Source organism: Pseudomonas sp. B424, assembly GCF_055408345.1.
In genome coordinates this window covers 47,151-65,247 of the sequence record NZ_JBUZTL010000017.1, presented here as the reverse complement: position 1 = coordinate 65,247, position 18,097 = coordinate 47,151, and the positions used below count along the sequence as shown (strand labels likewise).

Genomic DNA, 18,097 nt, shown 5'->3' with positions numbered 1-18,097 from the left:
CGGTTCTATTGCGAAGTGCTGGCTTCCGGGGCTTTTTCGAGCTTGACCTCAAACCCGTATTCAACGGGGTTCAGCGCAGTGCGGGCATAGCTTTCAAGCCGGGTTGGCTGCCCATAAAAGTAATGCACGTCGAACAAGGTCGGGCCATCGGGTTCGGCGCTATGGCTGACGGCTACGACTTCCTTCAGATAATTGCCCGTGTCGTCTTTGGCGTAAAAGCGCCAGGCCTCGGACGGGAATGCCTTTTGATCCACGACCAGCGCGTTGCCTTTGAGCTCAAGGCCTTTGGGCAGGTGGGCGACGTCCAGAACCTGCTTGTCGATGTCGGCAATAAACAGGGGGATCGAGCCCACCGCATAAGCCGGGGTTTCGGGGAACAGATTCAGGTCATAGGTGATGACACCCGCGTGGGGGTCGACATCGAACGCTTCGGTGGGCAGCTCCACAGGTTCGCTGCGCTTGCCCGTCTCGTCTTCGGCAAAGAAGGTAACCGGCGCGTCAGAATGGTCGGGGAGCGCGCCAAGCATTTCCTCGTTGAAGGTGGCGGGGTGGCTGAATTCAAGGGTTGCGGCGCTGGCGTCGTCCACGGACTGGCTGATGACCACGCTTTTTTCCAGTTGCCCGGGGTCCAGGTTGGCGCCCTTGAGGTAGTTGGCGGCCTTATCGTCATAGACCACTACGCTGAGCGGGAGGGGCTGAATTTCTTTGCCCACAACGTTTTTGTCGAGCTTGCGCACAGGCAGGTCGAGCGCCTTGCGGGTGATGTTGGCGGTGGAAAAGTCGAGCACGTTGATGTCGATATTTTCGACCGTGCCGTTGAAGTACACCTTGCTGTAATGGTGGGTGTGTTTTTGGTCAAAGGCCTTTTGTTCGTTATCCAGCTGCTGACCGAAAGCGTCGGTCCAGGCCGTTTGCTTGAGCATCTTTGCCAGCTGTTCCTGATAAAAGGCCAGCTGTTCGGCGTTTTCGTTGATCGAGCCCGAACGTGACAGGAACTGCCCGGTGTGATCGCGGGCCTGGATGATCAGCGGGTTGAGCGGGGTGTCGCGCACTTGCTCGGCCGGCGGGGCGGTGTTGACGATATCCACTTCGGCGAAGTTTTTACCCAGTGTCAGCAGGGTTGCGCTGATGGTGCCGTCGGTGCGGGTTTTGCCCACGTCCCTGGCCGTCAGGTTGAACGTGACCACTTTGCCCGGCGCGATCACTTCGACTTTGCCGTGCAGCATCAGGGGCTGAGGCTGCTGGGTGTTCTCGACCTCAATCCCGTCGATATAGGGGTAGGTGACGGTCAGGTCGTCCGGGTTGCTCAGATTGGCGCTGGAGGGGCTGAGCTGGATGCCCGGGTCGGTTTCAGACCACTCGGGCTGAAAGGGCACGACCTGTTTGTTGCTCAGGGTCACAGACTGCCATTCCAGAGCGTGGGGGAACGGGAACTCGGACGCACTGTTGAGCGGAAAAGGGAAAACAGGCTCCAGGTCCGTCAGGTAATCAGAGCTGGAGTTTTTGCGCATCACAAACAGCCCGTTGATATAGGCATCGCTCAGCGCCTGGCTGCTGGGGTAGTGCTTGAGCAGCGCGAGGTCGTCAGTGCCGTATTCGGTCTCGACGGGTTTTTCCTGCAGCTTGAGGCGCGCACGCTCAAGCAGCAGCAAGGAGCCGCCCAGGTCTGCAACGGCATCTTTGAGCTGCTGATCCTTGATGGTATCGAGGTTCTTTTCGAACGCTGCGCTGCGCTCTTCCAGGCTGGCCTGCTGGTGTTCGTCATCAGGGGAACAGCCGCTGGACGCGAGCAAAGCCATCGAAAGCCCAAAACAAGCCAAGGGGAATCGCAGATCCATGGTTCGGGTTTCCTGTCCGTAAACAATGCTGAGGAGGAGGACACTAGCAGAAAATGTTTTTACAGGCTGTTTCGAGCTCTTTATCTCTGCGCTTTTCTCACTGATATACTCGCGCCCATTTTTTTACTTCCTGTGAGATTCAATGGAACGCTTTATCGAAAACGCAATGTACGCCTCGCGCTGGATTTTGGCGCCAATCTACTTCGGGCTCTCGCTGGGCCTTCTGGCTTTGGCGTTGAAGTTCTTTCAGGAAGTGTTTCACGTAATCCCCAACGTGTTCGCGTTAAGTGAGTCGGATTTGATCCTGGTCATCCTGTCGCTGATTGACATGGCTCTGGTGGGCGGTTTGCTGGTGATGGTGATGATCTCGGGCTATGAGAACTTCGTCTCGCAGCTGGATATCGATGACCACAAAGAAAAGCTTAGCTGGCTGGGGACGATGGACTCCACGTCGCTGAAGATGAAAGTCGCGGCCTCGATTGTGGCAATCTCCTCGATCCACCTGCTTCGGGTATTTATGGATGCGCGCAACATCGAGCCCCAATACCTGATGTGGTACGTGATCATTCACATGACCTTCGTGGTGTCGGCATTTGCGATGGGCTATCTGGATAAATTGACCAAGCATTGATGGCTGGCCAGGGGGCGCGAACGAACCCGGGCTGCGAAGGCTTTGGGGGCTGTGGTAGTCTGCTGGCCCTTTTTTGGTTCAGGGTGTTTGGGAGCAGCGCTGCATAGCGTTTTCCTCAATACCCTCACAGCGGAGCAGTGTTATGTCCGAAGTAAATCTGTCGACCGACGAAACCCGCGTTAGCTACGGCATTGGCCGTCAGCTGGGTGACCAACTGCGCGACAACCCGCCACCGGGCATTAGCCTGGATGCGATCCTGGCTGGTCTGACTGACGCTTTCGCGGGCAAGGAAAGCCGTGTAGGTCAGGAAGAAATGAGCGCCAGCTTCAAGGTGATCCGCGAGATCATGCAAGCTGAAGCAGCTGCCAAAGCTGAAGCTGCTGCAGGTGAAGGCAAGGCTTTCCTGGCTGAAAACGCCAAGAAAGACGGCATCACCACTTTGGCGTCGGGCCTGCAATTTGAAGTTGTGACAGCAGGTGAGGGCGCCAAGCCATCCCGTGAAGACACTGTACGTGTTCACTACCACGGCACCCTGATTGACGGCACTGTGTTCGACAGCTCCTACGATCGTGGTCAGCCAGCAGAATTCCCGGTAGGCGGCGTGATCGCCGGCTGGACTGAAGCCCTGCAACTGATGAACGCCGGCAGCAAATGGCGCATCTACGTGCCGAGCGAACTGGCTTACGGCGCCCAAGGCGTTGGCAGCATTGCTCCGCACAGCGTGCTGGTATTCGACGTTGAGCTGCTGGACGTTCTGTAAGAACTCGGCAGTTTAAAGCGTTGGTAAAGCGGGCTTGCTGGCGATCCGGATGACGTCATGTCGTTTGTATTGCAAGCAAGCCCGTTTGCTTTTGACACACCTCATATCACTATTTTGGCGTGATGCTCGAGGGTGTAGGTGGTGCCGATTGGGCGCAATGCCCGGGCATAGCAAAACAGAAACAGATTACGCACCAGCTCCTTGAGCACCAGTGGCTCGCTGGAGTTGAGCCCGTTGAAATCCAGGTCGCCCTGATCCTGCAGCTCGTTGAGCGCTTCTTCTTCCAGTACCGCACAGACTTCCCCGGTTTCCCGATGCAGGATTCGCAGGTACGGATGTGGACGGTCCAGCCAGGCATCTATCAAATAAGTCATGTTCGGTATCTCCTTGATGAGTACCGATGAGAATAATTCTTATTCGCTTAATAGCAAGTGCCTATTGGCGGATTTGTATTTTTTCTATGCAACAACTGCGGTGGGTCAAACTGACTGGCTTTTTGATATTGCGGGGGGAGTACAGCGAGGGGAGTAGCGCCTTCCTGCGCGAAACGCAGGAAGGTCAGCAACAGAATCAGACTTTGCGCACGAACTCTGACTTGAGCTTCATCGGGCCGATACCGTCGATTTTGCAATCGATATCGTGGTCACCATCGCACAGGCGAATGTTTTTGACTTTGGTGCCCACTTTGACCACCAGGGAGGTGCCCTTGATTTTCAGGTCCTTGATCACGGTGATGGTGTCACCGTCGGCCAGGACAGTGCCTGCGGAGTCTTTGTAGACTTTCACATCGCTGGTGTCTTCAGCGTCGCCGCTGGCGGACCACTCATGGGCGCATTCCGGGCAGATCAGCTGAACGCCGTCTTCGTAGGTGTATTCGGAATTGCATTTTGGGCAGGGTGGCAACGTGCTCACTCAAAGCTCCTTAAGAGTCAGGATGGCTAAAAGGCACGTATTGTATAGGGTTTTGTTGGCGGGCGGGTGAACGTGGAGCTTTACCGAACCCGTAGCCGCTGCCGCAGGCTGCGACGGGTTGCGCAGCGACCCTTCTTGAATGCTCAAGCGAAGGTCCTGCGGCCCTTGTCGCAGCCTGCGGCAGCGGCTACAGCGTCACGGGATCAGTGCGTGCGGGCTACTGCAAACTCGCTCAGCTCCACCAGCGCATCGCGGTACTCGCTTGGCGGCAAGGCTTCAAGGCAGACAATCGCACGGGCCACATAGTCGCGTGCCAGTTGTGCGGTGTACTCCAGCGAACCGGAGGCCTCAACGGCTTCACGAATGCTCTCCAGATCTTCAATGCCACCTTTCTGGATGGCCTTGCGCACCAGGGCTGCCTGTTCGGGCGTACCTTCGCGCATGGTGTAGATCAGGGGCAGTGTCGGCTTGCCTTCGGCCAGATCGTCACCGACGTTCTTGCCCAGGGTTTCGGCATCGCCGCGGTAGTCGAGCAGGTCGTCCACCAGCTGGAAAGCCACACCCAGGTGGTCACCAAAGGTGCGCAGGGCTTCGCTCTGTTCTGGCGTTGCACCGGCCAGTGCGGCGGCACTGTGGGTCGAGGCCTCGAACAGCATCGCGGTTTTGCCGCGAATGACTTCCATATAGGTTTCTTCGGTGGTGCTGGCGTCGCGCACCTTGGACAGCTGCAACACTTCGCCTTCGGCAATGATGCGGGTGGCTTGCGACAGGATTTTCATCACTGGCATCGAGCCCAGCTCAACCATCATTTCGAAGGAGCGCGAGTACAGGAAGTCGCCAACCAGTACGCTGGGGGCGTTGCCCCACGTGGCATTGGCTGTTTTGCGGCCACGGCGCATGCCCGACATGTCGACCACGTCGTCGTGCAGCAGGGTGGCGGTGTGCAAAAACTCGATGGTCGCGGCCAGCAGACGCATATCGTCGCCTTCGCGGCCCAGAGCCTTGCCACACAACAGCACTAATAAAGGACGAAGGCGCTTGCCGCCGGCCGAAGTGATGTAATCGCCGATTTTTGAGACCAGCGGTACGCGTGAAGTCAGCTGCTTCTTGATGATGCCATCGACGGCGCTAAAATCGTCCGCCACCGCGCGGTAGAAAGCTTGGGGTTGCATCAGCGACAGGTGCTCCAGAAGGGTTGCGCGGCATGCTAGGTCGGGGGGCTGGGCCTGTCAAGGCGCGATGGGCGGCCCCTTGCAACCCTGACGTGCCTTGCGTACAATCGCGCACCCTGAACTTCCTGGGCAGCACCTGCCTTACGCAATTGCACTTGGGCCGTTCCAGCCCCATGCAGCCATGCCAGCCAATACCTTTACCTATAAAGAGCTGGGTGAGCAGGATTATCGGAGAAATACCATGTCGTACGCAGTAATCGTTACTGGTGGCAAGCAATACAAAGTAGCTCCAGGTGAATACCTGAAGATCGAAAAACTGGAAATCGCTACCGGCGAATCCGTAACTTTTGATCGCGTTCTGTTGGTCGCCAATGGCGACGACGTAAACATCGGCGCTCCAGTTGTTCCTGGCGCCACTGTTGTTGCTGAAGTGATCTCCCAAGGTCGTCACGATAAAATCCGCATCATCAAGTTCCGTCGTCGTAAGCACCACATGAAGCGTATGGGCCACCGCCAGTGGTACACCGAGATCAAAATCACCGGTATTCAGGCTTAATTTCAGCCTAATTCCTCACTAGGAGAATTGACTCATGGCACACAAAAAAGCTGGTGGTAGTACCCGTAACGGTCGCGACTCAGAAGCCAAACGCCTTGGCGTGAAGATGTATGGCGGCCAGGCTATCATTCCGGGCAACATCATCGTGCGTCAGCGCGGCACCCAATTCCACGCTGGCTACGGCGTTGGTATGGGCAAAGATCACACCCTGTTCGCGAAAGTGGAAGGCGTGATCAAGTTCCAGGTTAAGGGCGCCTTCGGTCGCCGCTACGTAAGCATCGTTCCGAAGACTGTTGTCGTCGCAGCGTAATAGCTTGGTAGCTGGAAGAGCCCTGTCTTGCGACGGGGCTTTTTCGTTTGTGGGGTGAGTCTCTTGCAAAACTGTTTGTATGGGCTGCCGGCGCTGGATTTAACGGTCGTTGATTGAGGTCGCTGCGCTCATTTTTGCAAGAGTCTTATGTCTTGGTTTTTATCGGCTCGTCCTGATGACGAGAGGCGTGTTTTGTTATGAAGTTTGTTGATGAAGTATCGATCAAAGTAAAAGCAGGCGACGGTGGTAACGGTTGCATGAGTTTCCGTCGTGAGAAATTCATCGAAAACGGTGGTCCGAACGGTGGTGACGGCGGTGATGGCGGCTCGATCTACATGATCGCCGACGAAAACCTGAACACCCTGGTTGATTACCGCTACACCCGTCACTTCGATGCCCAGCGTGGCTCGAACGGCGGTAGCGCGGATTGCACGGGTCGCAAGGGTGAAGATCTGGAGCTGCGTGTTCCGGTCGGCACTACGGTGATCGATGCGGGCACCCAGGAAATCATTGGTGACCTGACCAAGGCTGGCCAGCGTTTGCTGGTGGTGCATGGCGGTTGGCACGGTCTGGGTAACACGCGTTTCAAATCCAGTACCAACCGGGCTCCACGCCAGACCACTCCGGGTAAGCCGGGTGAGCAGCGTGATCTGAAGCTGGAATTGAAAGTGCTGGCTGACGTGGGTCTGCTGGGCTTGCCGAATGCGGGTAAAAGTACCTTTATCCGTTCGGTGTCTGCAGCCAAGCCAAAAGTGGCGGACTATCCGTTCACCACCCTGGTGCCAAACCTGGGCGTCGTCAGCGTTGATCGCTGGAAGAGCTTTGTGATTGCCGATATTCCTGGCCTGATCGAAGGTGCTTCCGATGGCGCGGGCCTGGGGATTCGCTTCCTCAAGCACTTGGCGCGTACCCGTCTGTTGCTGCATCTCGTCGACATGGCGCCGGTTGAAGGCAGTGAAAGTGCTGCCGACACCGCTGAAGTCATCGTTAATGAGCTGACCAAGTTCAGCCCGTCGCTGGCTGAGCGTGATCGCTGGCTGGTGTTGAACAAGTGCGACTCCTTGCCGCAAGACGAACACGATGCGCGCGTTAAAGAAGTCGTGGATCGTCTTGAGTGGACCGGTCCTGTGTATGTGATCTCGGCTATTGCCAAGATCGGTACCGAGAAGCTGTGCCACGACATCATGCGTTATCTGGAAGACCGTGCTGACCGTCTGGCCAATGATCCTGCCTACAAGGAAGAATTGGCTGAGCTGGATCAGCGCATCGAAGATGAGGCCCGTGCGCAGTTGCAGGCGCTGGATGACAAGCGTGCCCTGCGTCGCAGCGGCGTGAAGAGCGTCCATGACATCGGTGACGATGACTGGGATGAAGAAGATGTTGAAGACGAAGATGGTCCGGAAATCATTTACGTCCGCGACTGATTCGTTGCAGTAAACTACAGCGCCGCTCAATGAGCGGCGTTTTAGCATCTACGAATTGGTAATCAAAAATAATTCCATGGGCGGCGCTCGGTCGCGCTGCTCTCAGGCATAGGTTGGATGATGATGCGGAGCAAGGTGACGGGTGCACAGCGCTGGGTCGTGAAGATCGGCAGCGCGTTGCTGACAGCGGATGGCAAGGGCCTGGATCGCGTGGCGATGGGGGTCTGGGTCGAGCAGATGGTGGCCTTGCACGAGGCGGGCGTCGAGCTGGTGCTGGTGTCTTCGGGTGCGGTGGCAGCCGGGATGAGCCGCTTGGGCTGGACGGTGCGACCGAGTGCCATGCATGAGTTGCAAGCTGCTGCGGCCATTGGTCAGATGGGGCTGGTGCAGGCCTGGGAGTCGAGCTTTGCCGAGCATTCGCGGCACACGGCGCAAATCCTGCTGACCCATGACGATCTGTCGGATCGCAAGCGTTACCTCAATGCCCGCAGCACCTTGCGTGCGTTGGTGGAGTTGGGCGTGATCCCGGTCATCAATGAAAATGACACGGTGGTTACGGATGAAATCCGTTTCGGTGATAACGATACGCTGGCTGCGCTGGTAGCCAACCTGGTCGAGGCTGACTTGCTGGTGATCCTGACCGATCGCGATGGCATGTTTGATGCCGATCCGCGCAATAACCCCGATGCAAAAATGATTTATGAAGCGCGTGCCGATGACCCTGCGCTGGACGCAGTGGCGGGTGGCACGGGTGGCGCGCTTGGGCGTGGTGGTATGCAGACCAAGCTGCGCGCAGCGCGACTGGCAGCCCGTTCGGGTGCGCATACGATCATCGTGGGCGGGCGTCTGGAGCGTGTGCTGGATCGTCTGAAAGCGGGTGAGCGCCTGGGTACGTTGTTGTCCCCGGAGCGCGGCCTGCTGGCGGCGCGCAAGCAATGGCTGGCCGGGCATCTGCAAACCCGCGGTACGCTGGTGCTGGATGATGGTGCCGTGGCTGCGTTGTCCCAGGGCAATAAAAGTTTGCTGCCGGTGGGCGTCAAGGCGGTGCAGGGTGGTTTCCGTCGTGGCGAGATGGTGGTCTGCGTGGCGCCGGACGGGCGGGAGATTGCTCGCGGCCTGGCCAACTACAGTGCTGCAGAAGCCCAAAAAATTATTGGGCAATCGTCGGATGCGATTGTCAGTTTGTTGGGTTATATGGCGGAGCCGGAGCTGGTTCACCGCGATAACCTGATTCTGGTTTGATTTAGAGGTGTCGAATGCGTTTGATTAAAGGTTTGCTGGGGTTGATGCTGGCGATGCCGTTGATGGCGTCGGCTGAAGAAATTGGCACAGTGTCGACTGTATTCAAGTTTGTCGGACCCAATGATCGCATCGTGGTTGAGGCGTTCGATGATCCGAAGGTTGATGGTGTGACCTGTTATTTGTCCCGCGCCAAGACGGGCGGTATGAAAGGTGGTCTGGGTTTGGCTGAAGATCGCGCGGAGGCGTCGATTGCGTGCCGTCAGACCGGGCCGATCAGCTTCAAGGGTGACCTGAAAGATGGTGATGAGGTGTTCAAGGAGCGCACTTCGCTGGTGTTCAAGACCATGCAGGTTGTGCGTTTCCTCGACAAGAAGCGCAATACGCTGGTGTATCTGGTGTACAGCGACCGCCTGATTGAAGGCAGCCCGCAGAACGCAGTAACGGCAATCCCGATTCTGCCGTGGCCCCACGGCTAATCATTTTCAATAAAAAGGCTGCGGCAGGGTGATCCTGTCGCAGCTTTTTTTATGCTTGCAGGGTTTTGGTGTAGTCACTGAGGGGTGCGAGGCTGCGAGCAGTTGATTGCGGTCTCGTTCTTTGGCAGCGACTGCAGGTGTTGCAGTGCGGTACATAAATCGCAGGCAATAAAAAACCGACCCTGAGGTCGGTTTTTTAAAAAGCTTATCGCTTAAGCAGCAGTCGCAAGGTTCAACGCCTTGACGTGGCCATTCAGGCGGCTCTTATGGCGAGCAGCTTTGTTCTTGTGGATGATACCTTTATCGGCCATACGGTCGATAACAGGAACAGCCAGAACATAGGCAGCTTGCGCTTTAGCAGCGTCTTTTGCGTCGATGGCCTTAACTACATTCTTGATGTAGGTACGAACCATGGAACGCAGGCTGGCGTTGTGGCTGCGACGCTTCTCAGCCTGTTTTGCACGTTTTTTGGCGGAAGGTGTGTTGGCCACCGTCGAGCTCCTCGAAAGACTTTTGGGAAATAACAAACAAAATAGGCCGCGAATCATGCCGATGACGAGAACTCTTGTCAAGGGCGTTTGATGCGATCCGCTGAGTGGTGGATCGAGGCAGACGGGATATTTATTTCCGGCGCTTGACCTGTAAACTCGCGAGCTTGGCTCTGTGCTGTTGCGGCGCGCAGTATCGCATAAGTGGGCGCTTTGTTCGCCTGCTCTTTCTCTATAGGCAAAAACTCTTTCAATGAATTTGCTCAAGTCGTTGGCTGCCGTCAGCTCAATCACCATGATTTCCAGGGTTCTGGGCTTCATTCGCGACACCATTATTGCGCGCGCTTTTGGCGCCGGGATGGCCACGGATGCGTTCTTTATTGCCTTTAAACTGCCTAACCTGCTGCGCAGGATCTTCGCTGAGGGTGCTTTTTCCCAGGCTTTTGTGCCTATTCTGGCGGAATACAAAAGCCAGCAAGGGGAGGAGGCGAGCCGCACTTTTGTCGCTTATGTCGCCGGGCTATTAACGCTGGTACTGGCCATTGTCACCGCGCTGGGCATGGTGGCGGCTCCCTGGGTCATCTGGGCAACCGCTCCCGGTTTTGCCACCAGTCCCGAGAAGTTCGAGCTGACCAGTGACATGTTACGGGTCACGTTCCCTTATATATTGCTGATCTCCCTGTCATCGCTGGCCGGTGCGATCCTCAACACCTGGAACCGTTTTGCGGTGCCGGCCTTCGTGCCGACCCTGCTCAACGTCAGCATGATCATTTTTGCGCTGTTCCTGACGCCGTATTTCGATCCGCCGATCATGGCCCTGGGCTGGGCGGTGCTGGTCGGTGGCCTGGCTCAATTGCTGTTCCAGCTGCCCCACCTGAAGAAAATCGGCATGCTGGTGCTGCCGCGCCTCAATCTGCGCGATACCGGCGTATGGCGGGTGATGAAACAGATGCTGCCGGCCATCCTGGGGGTTTCGGTCAGCCAGATATCGCTGATAATCAATACGATTTTTGCTTCCTTTCTGGTTGCCGGGTCGGTGTCGTGGATGTACTACGCGGACCGGCTGATGGAGCTGCCTTCTGGGGTGCTGGGCGTGGCACTGGGGACAATCCTGTTGCCGACCCTGTCCAAAACCTACGCCAATAAAGACCGTCAGGAGTATTCGCGGATACTCGACTGGGGTCTGCGGCTGTGTTTTGTGCTGGTGTTGCCATGCTCGTTGGCACTGGCCATCTTGTCCGAGCCACTCACTGTCTCGCTGTTTCAGTACGGTCAGTTCAGTGCTCTGGACGCGGCCATGACCCAGCGTGCCTTGATTGCCTATTCCCTTGGTTTGCTGGGGATCATTGTGATCAAAGTGCTGGCTCCGGGGTTTTATGCTCAGCAAAACATTCGCACACCGGTCAAGATTGCGATCTTCACGCTGGTGGTGACGCAGTTGCTGAACCTGGTGTTCATTATTCCGTTGCAGCACGCCGGTCTGGCATTGGCTATCAGCGTGGGGGCATGCATCAATGCGGGCTTGCTGTTCTGGCAGCTGCGCCGGCAAAAAATGTTTGTCGCCCAGCCGGGCTGGGCCAAGTACCTGCTCAAACTGGTGGTGGCGGTAGTCGTGATGTCTGCTGTGCTGCTGGGCCTGATGCATCTGATGCCGGCCTGGGATCATGGCAACATGCTGGAGCGTTTTGTCCGTCTGGGCGGGCTGGTAGCGGCTGGCGTGCTGGCTTATTTCGGCATGTTGTTGTTGCTGGGTTTGCGTTTGAAGGATTTCGCCCGCAAGTCTCTTATGTAAGGTAATTGCAGGTCAGACGTCTATTTTGTCGAAATGACCTGATTTGCCTTGCGCTGTTGCCTGTCGTACCGGGCTGGGTGTGGTTATAATCGACCACTTTATGAGCAAGAAGCGCGTTATGCAGCTGGTTCTAGGCCTTCACAATCTGCGGCCCCAGCATCGGGGCTGTGTCGCCACTATTGGCAACTTTGACGGTGTACACCGTGGTCACCAGGCTATCCTGGGCCGGCTGCGTGAGCGTGCACTGGAGTTGGGCGTGCCCAGCTGTGTGGTGATTTTTGAGCCACAACCACGTGAGTTTTTTGCCCCCGAGACTGCCCCGGCTCGTCTGGCCCGGCTGCGCGACAAGCTGCAGCTGCTGGCTGACGCCGGGGTTGATCGGGTGCTTTGCCTGGCGTTCAATCAACGCCTGTGCAAGCTCAGCGCTGCCGAGTTCGTCGATACCATTCTGGTCGACGGCCTGGGTGTGCAGCACCTGGAGGTCGGTGACGACTTCCGTTTTGGCTGCGACCGCGTGGGCGATTTTGACTTTTTGCAGCAGGCAGGCCAGATGCAGGGTTTTACCGTCGAGGCGGCGCAAACGGTCGAACTTGATGGTGTGCGAATCAGCAGTACCAAGGTGCGTGATGCCTTGGCCGCTGCAGATTTCACCCTTGCGGAACGTTTGCTGGGGCGTCCTTTTCAAATCGCTGGCAGGGTATTGCACGGGCAGAAACTTGCGCGCCAATTGGGTACGCCGACCGCGAATATCCAGCTCAAGCGTCGTCGCGTGCCATTGACCGGGGTGTACCTGGTCAGTGTTGAAATCGACGGTAAAATCTGGCCCGGTGTCGCCAATATTGGCGTGCGGCCAACTGTTGCAGGGGATGGCAGTGCCCATCTTGAAGTACATCTATTGGATTTCGCCGGTGATGTGTATGGCCGGCGTCTGACCGTGGCATTCCACCACAAGCTGCGTGATGAGCAGCGTTTCGCCTCCCTGGAGGCGCTCAAGACGGCGATCAATGCGGACGTCGCCGCCGCCCGAGCCTTTTGGCTGGGTCAACCGCTTAAAAAGAGCCTGAAATGACCGACTACAAAGCCACGCTAAACCTTCCGGACACAGCCTTCCCAATGAAGGCCGGCCTGCCACAGCGCGAACCGCAAATTTTGCAGCGCTGGGACAGCATTGGCCTGTACGGGAAGTTGCGCGAGATTGGCAAGGATCGTCCGAAGTTCGTACTTCACGACGGTCCTCCGTATGCCAACGGCACGATCCACATCGGTCATGCGCTGAACAAGATTCTGAAGGACATGATCATCCGCTCCAAAACCCTGTCGGGTTTTGACGCGCCGTACGTGCCGGGTTGGGATTGCCACGGGCTGCCCATCGAACACAAGGTTGAAGTGACCCACGGTAAAAACCTGCCTGCGGACAAAACCCGCGAGCTGTGCCGTGCCTACGCCACCGAGCAGATCGAGGGCCAGAAGTCCGAGTTCATCCGTCTGGGCGTGCTAGGTGACTTCGCCAACCCGTACAAGACCATGGACTTCAAAAACGAAGCCGGTGAAATCCGTGCTTTGGCCGAAATCGTCAAGGGCGGCTTCGTGTTCAAAGGCCTCAAGCCTGTGAACTGGTGTTTCGATTGCGGTTCGGCCCTGGCTGAAGCGGAAGTCGAGTACCAGGACAAAAAGTCCGCAGCCATCGACGTTGCGTTCCCGGTTGCAGATGATGCCAAGCTGGCAGAGGCCTTTGGCCTGGCAGCGCTGAGCAAGCCTGCTTCTATCGTGATCTGGACCACCACCCCGTGGACCATCCCGGCCAACCAGGCACTTAACGTGCATCCGGAATTCACCTACGCGCTGGTCGACGTGGGCGACAAGCTGCTGGTGCTGGCTGAAGAGCTGGTCGAGTCCTGTCTGGTTCGTTACAACCTTCAGGGTTTGGTCATCGCGACCACCACTGGTGCGGCTCTGGAGCTGATCAATTTCCGTCACCCGTTCTACGACCGTCTGTCACCAGTTTACCTGGCCGAGTACGTTGAACTGGGCGCTGGCACCGGCGTGGTTCACTCCGCCCCGGCTTACGGCGTGGACGACTTCGTGACCTGCAAAGCCTATGGCATGGTCAACGATGACATCATCAATCCGGTGCAAAGCAACGGCGTATACGTGCCGTCGCTGGAGTTCTTCGGTGGCCAGTTCATCTGGAAGGCCAACCAGAACATCATCGACAAGCTGATTGAAGCCGGTGCGCTGATGTTCACCGAAACCATCAGCCACAGCTACATGCACTGCTGGCGCCACAAGACTCCGCTGATCTACCGCGCTACCGCGCAGTGGTTTATCGGCATGGACAAGCAGCCGACGACTGGCGATACCCTGCGCACCCGTGCACTTCAGGCTATCGAAAGCACCCAGTTCATTCCTGCCTGGGGCCAGGCACGTCTGCACTCGATGATCGCCAACCGTCCGGACTGGTGCATCTCGCGTCAACGTAACTGGGGCGTGCCGATCCCGTTTTTCCTGCACAAGGAAAGCGGCGAACTGCACCCGCGCACCGTCGAAATGATGGAAGAAGTGGCCAAGCGCGTTGAAGTCGAAGGCATCGAAGCCTGGTTCAAAATGGACGCTGCCGAGCTGTTGGGCGACGAAGCACCGTTATACGACAAGATCAGTGACACCCTGGACGTGTGGTTCGATTCGGGCACCACGCACTGGCACGTCCTGCGCGGTTCGCACCCAATGGGTCACGAGACCGGCCCGCGTGCGGACCTGTACCTCGAGGGCTCCGACCAGCACCGTGGCTGGTTCCACTCCTCGTTGCTGACCGGTTGCGCCATCGACAACCACGCGCCGTACCGCGAACTGCTGACCCACGGTTTCACCGTGGATGAAGCCGGGCGCAAAATGTCCAAGTCCCTGGGCAACGTGATTGCACCGCAAAAGGTCAACGACACACTGGGCGCCGACATCATGCGTCTGTGGGTTGCATCCACTGACTACTCGGGCGAAATCGCAGTTTCCGACCAGATCCTGCAGCGCAGTGCGGACGCCTACCGGCGTATCCGTAACACCGCACGTTTCCTGCTGTCGAACCTGACCGGCTTCAACCCGGCCACCGACATCCTGCCTGCCGAAGAAATGCTGGCACTGGACCGTTGGGCCGTGGACCGCGCTTTGCTGCTGCAACGCGAGCTGGAGCTGCATTACGGCGAATACCGCTTCTGGAACGTCTACTCCAAAGTGCACAACTTCTGTGTGCAGGAGCTGGGTGGTTTCTACCTCGATATCATCAAGGACCGCCAGTACACCACCGGCGCCAACAGCAAGGCCCGTCGTTCGTGCCAGACCGCGCTGTTCCACATCTCCGAAGCGCTGGTGCGCTGGATCGCTCCGATCCTGTCGTTCACCGCTGACGAACTGTGGCAATACCTGCCGGGCGAGCGCAACGAATCGGTGATGCTCAACACCTGGTATGAAGGCCTGACCGAGATGCCGCAAGGCACCGAGATGGACCGTGCCTACTGGGAACGGATCATGGCGGTCAAGGTTGCGGTCAACAAGGAGATGGAAAACCTGCGCGCAGCCAAGGCCATTGGCGGCAACTTGCAGGCTGAAGTCACCCTGTTCGCCGAAGAAGAGCTGGCTGGCGACCTGTCCAAGCTGAGCAACGAACTGCGTTTCGTGCTGATCACTTCCACCGCCAGCGTTGCGCCGTTTGTACAAGCGCCAGCGGATGCCGTGGTTACCGAGGTGCCAGGTCTGAAACTCAAAGTGGTCAAGTCGGCCCACGCCAAGTGCGCCCGTTGCTGGCACTGCCGTGAAGACGTAGGGGTTAACCCGGAGCATCCGGAAATCTGCGGTCGTTGCGTTGACAACATCAGCGGCGCCGGCGAGGTACGTCACTATGCCTAACACCAGCACTGCCGGGCGCTTCGGGCGCCTGGGCTGGCTCTGGCTGACCTTGCTGGTTCTGGTCATTGACCTGACCAGCAAGGTCTATTTCGATAACGCCCTGCAGATGTACCAGCAGATTGTGGTGATCCCTGATTTCTTCAGCTGGACCTTGGCTTACAACACCGGCGCGGCCTTCAGCTTTTTGGCTGACAGCGCTGGCTGGCAGCGTTGGCTGTTTGCGCTGATTGCCGTGGTGGTCAGTGGGGTGCTGGTGGTCTGGCTCAAGCGTCTTGGGCGTAATGACACCTGGCTGGCCATCGCACTTGCCCTGATCCTGGGTGGCGCGCTGGGTAACCTGTATGACCGCATTGCCTACGGCCATGTAGTCGATTTCATTCTGGTGCATTGGCAAAATCGTTGGTACTTCCCTGCATTCAACTTCGCCGACAGTGCGATTTGCGTAGGTGCCGTGATGCTGGCGTTGGATATGTTTAAAAGTAAAAAGACTGGAGAGCCCGCTCATGACTGAGCAGCGTATTGGTCAGAACACCCAGGTCACCCTGCATTTCGCTTTGCGACTTGAGAATGGCGACACTGTTGACAGCACCTTCGACAAATCCCCGGCCACCTTCAAGGTTGGCGATGGCAGCCTGCTGCCAGGTTTTGAAGCGGCATTGTTCGGTTTCAAGGCGGGTGACAAGCGCACCCTGGAGATTCTTCCAGAAAACGCGTTCGGCCAGCCTAACCCGCAAAACGTGCAAATCATTCCGCGTTCGCAGTTCAAGGACATGGAGTTGTCGCAAGGTTTGCTCGTGATATTCAATGATGCGGCCAACACCGAGCTGCCGGGTGTAGTCAAGGTTTTTGACGACGAGCAAGTGACAATCGATTTCAACCACCCGCTGGCAGGCAAGACCCTGACCTTCGACGTGGAAATCAAAGACGTTAAAGCGCTGTAATCCAGTGCCCGGCTCCGGCCGGGCCTGACAGGCATTATTTTTTTGCGCGTCCCACGAGGCCCAGCATGCATATTAAACTCGCCAACCCCCGTGGCTTCTGCGCTGGGGTGGACCGCGCGATTGAAATCGTTAATCGCGCTCTGGAAGTATTCGGTCCGCCTATCTATGTTCGCCACGAAGTGGTGCACAACAAATTTGTCGTTGAAGACCTGCGCTCCCGTGGCGCGATCTTTGTCGAAGAGCTGGATCAGGTGCCGGACGACGTAATCGTAATTTTCAGCGCCCACGGTGTTTCCCAGGCTGTACGCACTGAAGCTGCAGGCCGTGGCCTTAAAGTGTTTGATGCGACCTGCCCATTGGTAACCAAGGTGCATATCGAAGTGGCGCGTTACAGCCGTGACGGTCGTGAGTGCATCCTGATCGGCCACGCCGGTCACCCTGAAGTAGAAGGCACCATGGGCCAGTACGACGCCAGCAATGGCGGCGCTATTTATCTGGTCGAAGATGAAAAGGACGTCGCCAATCTGCAGGTCAAGGACCCGGAAAAGCTGGCGTTTGTGACCCAGACCACCTTGTCGATGGACGATACCAGTCGTGTGATCGACGCCCTGCGTACGCGTTTCCCGGCTATTGGCGGGCCACGCAAGGACGACATCTGCTACGCAACGCAAAACCGTCAGGACGCGGTCAAGCAGCTGGCCGATGAGTGCGATGTGGTATTGGTGGTGGGCAGCCCGAACAGCTCCAACTCCAATCGCTTGCGCGAGCTGGCGGAGCGCATGCAGACCCCGGCCTACCTGATCGACGGTGCCGAAGACTTGCAAAAAAACTGGTTCGACGGCGTGCAGAGCATTGGTATCACAGCGGGCGCTTCGGCCCCAGAAGTACTGGTCCGTGGCGTGATTCAACAGCTGCATGCCTGGGGTGCAACCGGTGCTGACGAGCTGGCGGGCCGCGAAGAGAACGTTACGTTCTCCATGCCCAAAGAATTGCGTGTACGCGCCATCACTTAGGTTGCCGCGCACAAGGCCTGTGCAGCTTGATCGCTGCGCAGGCTGATACGTCCGCTCTTTGCGAGCACTACCTGATAGTGGCTCTGCCCGGTCCTGGCCTGGCAAACATGCAGCGTCCCGGCCTGAAATGCCCCCCCGCTCAACAGTGGCTCGCCCAGCGGGCTAAATCGCACATAGTGTTTAACCGGTGCATTGCCCGCAATGGGTATGCGTGCGCTGGCCTGTCTTTCGATCAGCACCGGGTTGCTCTTGTCGAGGTGCCCCCTGCCATTCAAGTCCAGAATAGTCCTCCAGCCCCGACTCCAGTCCTCCTCCCTTGCATGAACCACTACATACTGATGGCGCAGCAGTGCCTCGGCGCGGGCATTGCGCAGGCTGCTGGCCAGTTGCTCGGCAATGACCTGCCGGCGTTGCTGTTCAATGAGCGCGTTATAGGCCGGGCTTGCAATTTGGGCTGTGATCGCCACGATCACTAACGTCAGCAGCAACTGGATCAGGCTCATGCCGCGTTGATACACGATGATTTTCCTGGAGGTTTTTGGTGTGTTTTCTCGTTATAGCTGACTCGGAAACTGTCTATTCCGGGTAATGGTTTCATCATGTTTTCAGGTTTTTTGCCGGGCTATGGCCCACGAAATGAGACGA

Annotated in this window: 19 protein-coding genes; 13 read left to right on the top strand and 6 right to left on the bottom strand. The window is 57.4% G+C overall.

What is annotated here, in order from left to right:
- Positions 1-5: 5 nt before the first annotated feature.
- Positions 6-1,838 (bottom strand): hypothetical protein, encoded by a 1,833-nt coding sequence (locus ACZRMS_RS18455; RefSeq protein ID WP_463996467.1) that lies wholly within the window; start codon positions 1,836-1,838, stop codon positions 6-8.
- Positions 1,839-1,980: 142 nt separating this feature from the next.
- On the opposite strand from ACZRMS_RS18455, the gene ACZRMS_RS18450 reads away from it, so the two are divergent.
- Positions 1,981-2,469 (top strand): TIGR00645 family protein, encoded by a 489-nt coding sequence (locus ACZRMS_RS18450; RefSeq protein WP_003443930.1) that lies wholly within the window; start codon positions 1,981-1,983, stop codon positions 2,467-2,469.
- Between the two features lie 142 nt (positions 2,470-2,611).
- Positions 2,612-3,229 (top strand): FKBP-type peptidyl-prolyl cis-trans isomerase, encoded by a 618-nt coding sequence (locus tag ACZRMS_RS18445; protein ID WP_019824026.1) that lies wholly within the window; start codon positions 2,612-2,614, stop codon positions 3,227-3,229.
- Positions 3,230-3,330: 101 nt separating this feature from the next.
- Here the strand turns inward: ACZRMS_RS18445 and ACZRMS_RS18440 are convergent, their stop codons facing one another.
- From ACZRMS_RS18440 to ACZRMS_RS18430, 3 genes are all read right to left on the bottom strand, one after another.
- Complete coding sequence (locus tag ACZRMS_RS18440) at positions 3,331-3,603, bottom strand: PA4570 family protein (RefSeq protein WP_463996466.1); 273 nt, start codon at positions 3,601-3,603, stop codon at positions 3,331-3,333.
- 196 nt (positions 3,604-3,799) lie between these two features.
- On the bottom strand, positions 3,800-4,141 hold the full coding sequence (locus ACZRMS_RS18435) for a zinc ribbon domain-containing protein YjdM (protein ID WP_048359286.1): 342 nt from the start codon (positions 4,139-4,141) through the stop codon (positions 3,800-3,802).
- Positions 4,142-4,344: 203 nt separating this feature from the next.
- Positions 4,345-5,313 (bottom strand): polyprenyl synthetase family protein, encoded by a 969-nt coding sequence (locus ACZRMS_RS18430; protein WP_048359285.1) that lies wholly within the window; start codon positions 5,311-5,313, stop codon positions 4,345-4,347.
- Positions 5,314-5,554: 241 nt separating this feature from the next.
- Here ACZRMS_RS18430 and rplU point away from each other — a divergent pair, with 241 nt between their 5' ends.
- From rplU to ACZRMS_RS18405, 5 genes are all read left to right on the top strand, one after another.
- The gene (gene rplU, locus ACZRMS_RS18425) at positions 5,555-5,869 is read left to right on the top strand and encodes a 50S ribosomal protein L21 (protein ID WP_003443915.1); all 315 of its coding nucleotides are present in this window, start codon (positions 5,555-5,557) and stop codon (positions 5,867-5,869) included.
- 34 nt (positions 5,870-5,903) lie between these two features.
- Complete coding sequence (rpmA, locus tag ACZRMS_RS18420; protein WP_048359284.1) at positions 5,904-6,179, top strand: 50S ribosomal protein L27; 276 nt, start codon at positions 5,904-5,906, stop codon at positions 6,177-6,179.
- A 197-nt stretch (positions 6,180-6,376) separates the two neighbouring features.
- A complete protein-coding gene (gene cgtA, locus ACZRMS_RS18415; RefSeq protein WP_463996465.1) occupies positions 6,377-7,603 on the top strand; it encodes an Obg family GTPase CgtA in 1,227 nt (408 codons plus the stop codon).
- 123 nt (positions 7,604-7,726) lie between these two features.
- Positions 7,727-8,845, top strand: a complete 1,119-nt coding sequence (gene proB / locus ACZRMS_RS18410) for a glutamate 5-kinase (protein ID WP_463996508.1) — start codon at positions 7,727-7,729, stop codon at positions 8,843-8,845.
- A 14-nt stretch (positions 8,846-8,859) separates the two neighbouring features.
- Positions 8,860-9,321, top strand: coding sequence for a CreA family protein (locus ACZRMS_RS18405; RefSeq protein ID WP_463996464.1), 462 nt, complete (start codon positions 8,860-8,862; stop codon positions 9,319-9,321).
- 212 nt (positions 9,322-9,533) lie between these two features.
- Here the strand turns inward: ACZRMS_RS18405 and rpsT are convergent, their stop codons facing one another.
- On the bottom strand, positions 9,534-9,812 hold the full coding sequence (gene rpsT / locus ACZRMS_RS18400; protein ID WP_003443902.1) for a 30S ribosomal protein S20: 279 nt from the start codon (positions 9,810-9,812) through the stop codon (positions 9,534-9,536).
- A 250-nt stretch (positions 9,813-10,062) separates the two neighbouring features.
- Here rpsT and murJ point away from each other — a divergent pair, with 250 nt between their 5' ends.
- From murJ to ispH, 6 genes are all read left to right on the top strand, one after another.
- Complete coding sequence (gene murJ, locus ACZRMS_RS18395) at positions 10,063-11,601, top strand: murein biosynthesis integral membrane protein MurJ (protein ID WP_463996463.1); 1,539 nt, start codon at positions 10,063-10,065, stop codon at positions 11,599-11,601.
- A 118-nt stretch (positions 11,602-11,719) separates the two neighbouring features.
- Entirely contained in the window at positions 11,720-12,670 is a 951-nt protein-coding gene (gene ribF, locus ACZRMS_RS18390; protein ID WP_463996462.1) for a bifunctional riboflavin kinase/FAD synthetase, read from the top strand.
- Positions 12,667-15,498 (top strand): isoleucine--tRNA ligase, encoded by a 2,832-nt coding sequence (gene ileS / locus ACZRMS_RS18385; protein WP_463996461.1) that lies wholly within the window; start codon positions 12,667-12,669, stop codon positions 15,496-15,498. The genes ribF and ileS overlap by 4 nt, the downstream gene beginning before the upstream one ends.
- A complete protein-coding gene (gene lspA, locus ACZRMS_RS18380; RefSeq protein ID WP_463996460.1) occupies positions 15,491-16,009 on the top strand; it encodes a signal peptidase II in 519 nt (172 codons plus the stop codon). Before ileS ends, lspA begins: the two co-directional genes overlap by 8 nt.
- Positions 16,002-16,439, top strand: a complete 438-nt coding sequence (fkpB, locus tag ACZRMS_RS18375) for an FKBP-type peptidyl-prolyl cis-trans isomerase (RefSeq protein WP_463996459.1) — start codon at positions 16,002-16,004, stop codon at positions 16,437-16,439. Before lspA ends, fkpB begins: the two co-directional genes overlap by 8 nt.
- Positions 16,440-16,504: 65 nt before the next feature.
- The gene (gene ispH, locus ACZRMS_RS18370; protein WP_463996458.1) at positions 16,505-17,452 is read left to right on the top strand and encodes a 4-hydroxy-3-methylbut-2-enyl diphosphate reductase; all 948 of its coding nucleotides are present in this window, start codon (positions 16,505-16,507) and stop codon (positions 17,450-17,452) included.
- On the opposite strand, the gene ACZRMS_RS18365 is transcribed toward ispH, so the two are convergent.
- On the bottom strand, positions 17,449-17,970 hold the full coding sequence (locus tag ACZRMS_RS18365; RefSeq protein WP_463996457.1) for a GspH/FimT family pseudopilin: 522 nt from the start codon (positions 17,968-17,970) through the stop codon (positions 17,449-17,451). The two genes, ispH and ACZRMS_RS18365, sit on opposite strands and share 4 nt — an antisense overlap.
- Positions 17,971-18,097 lie beyond the last annotated feature (127 nt).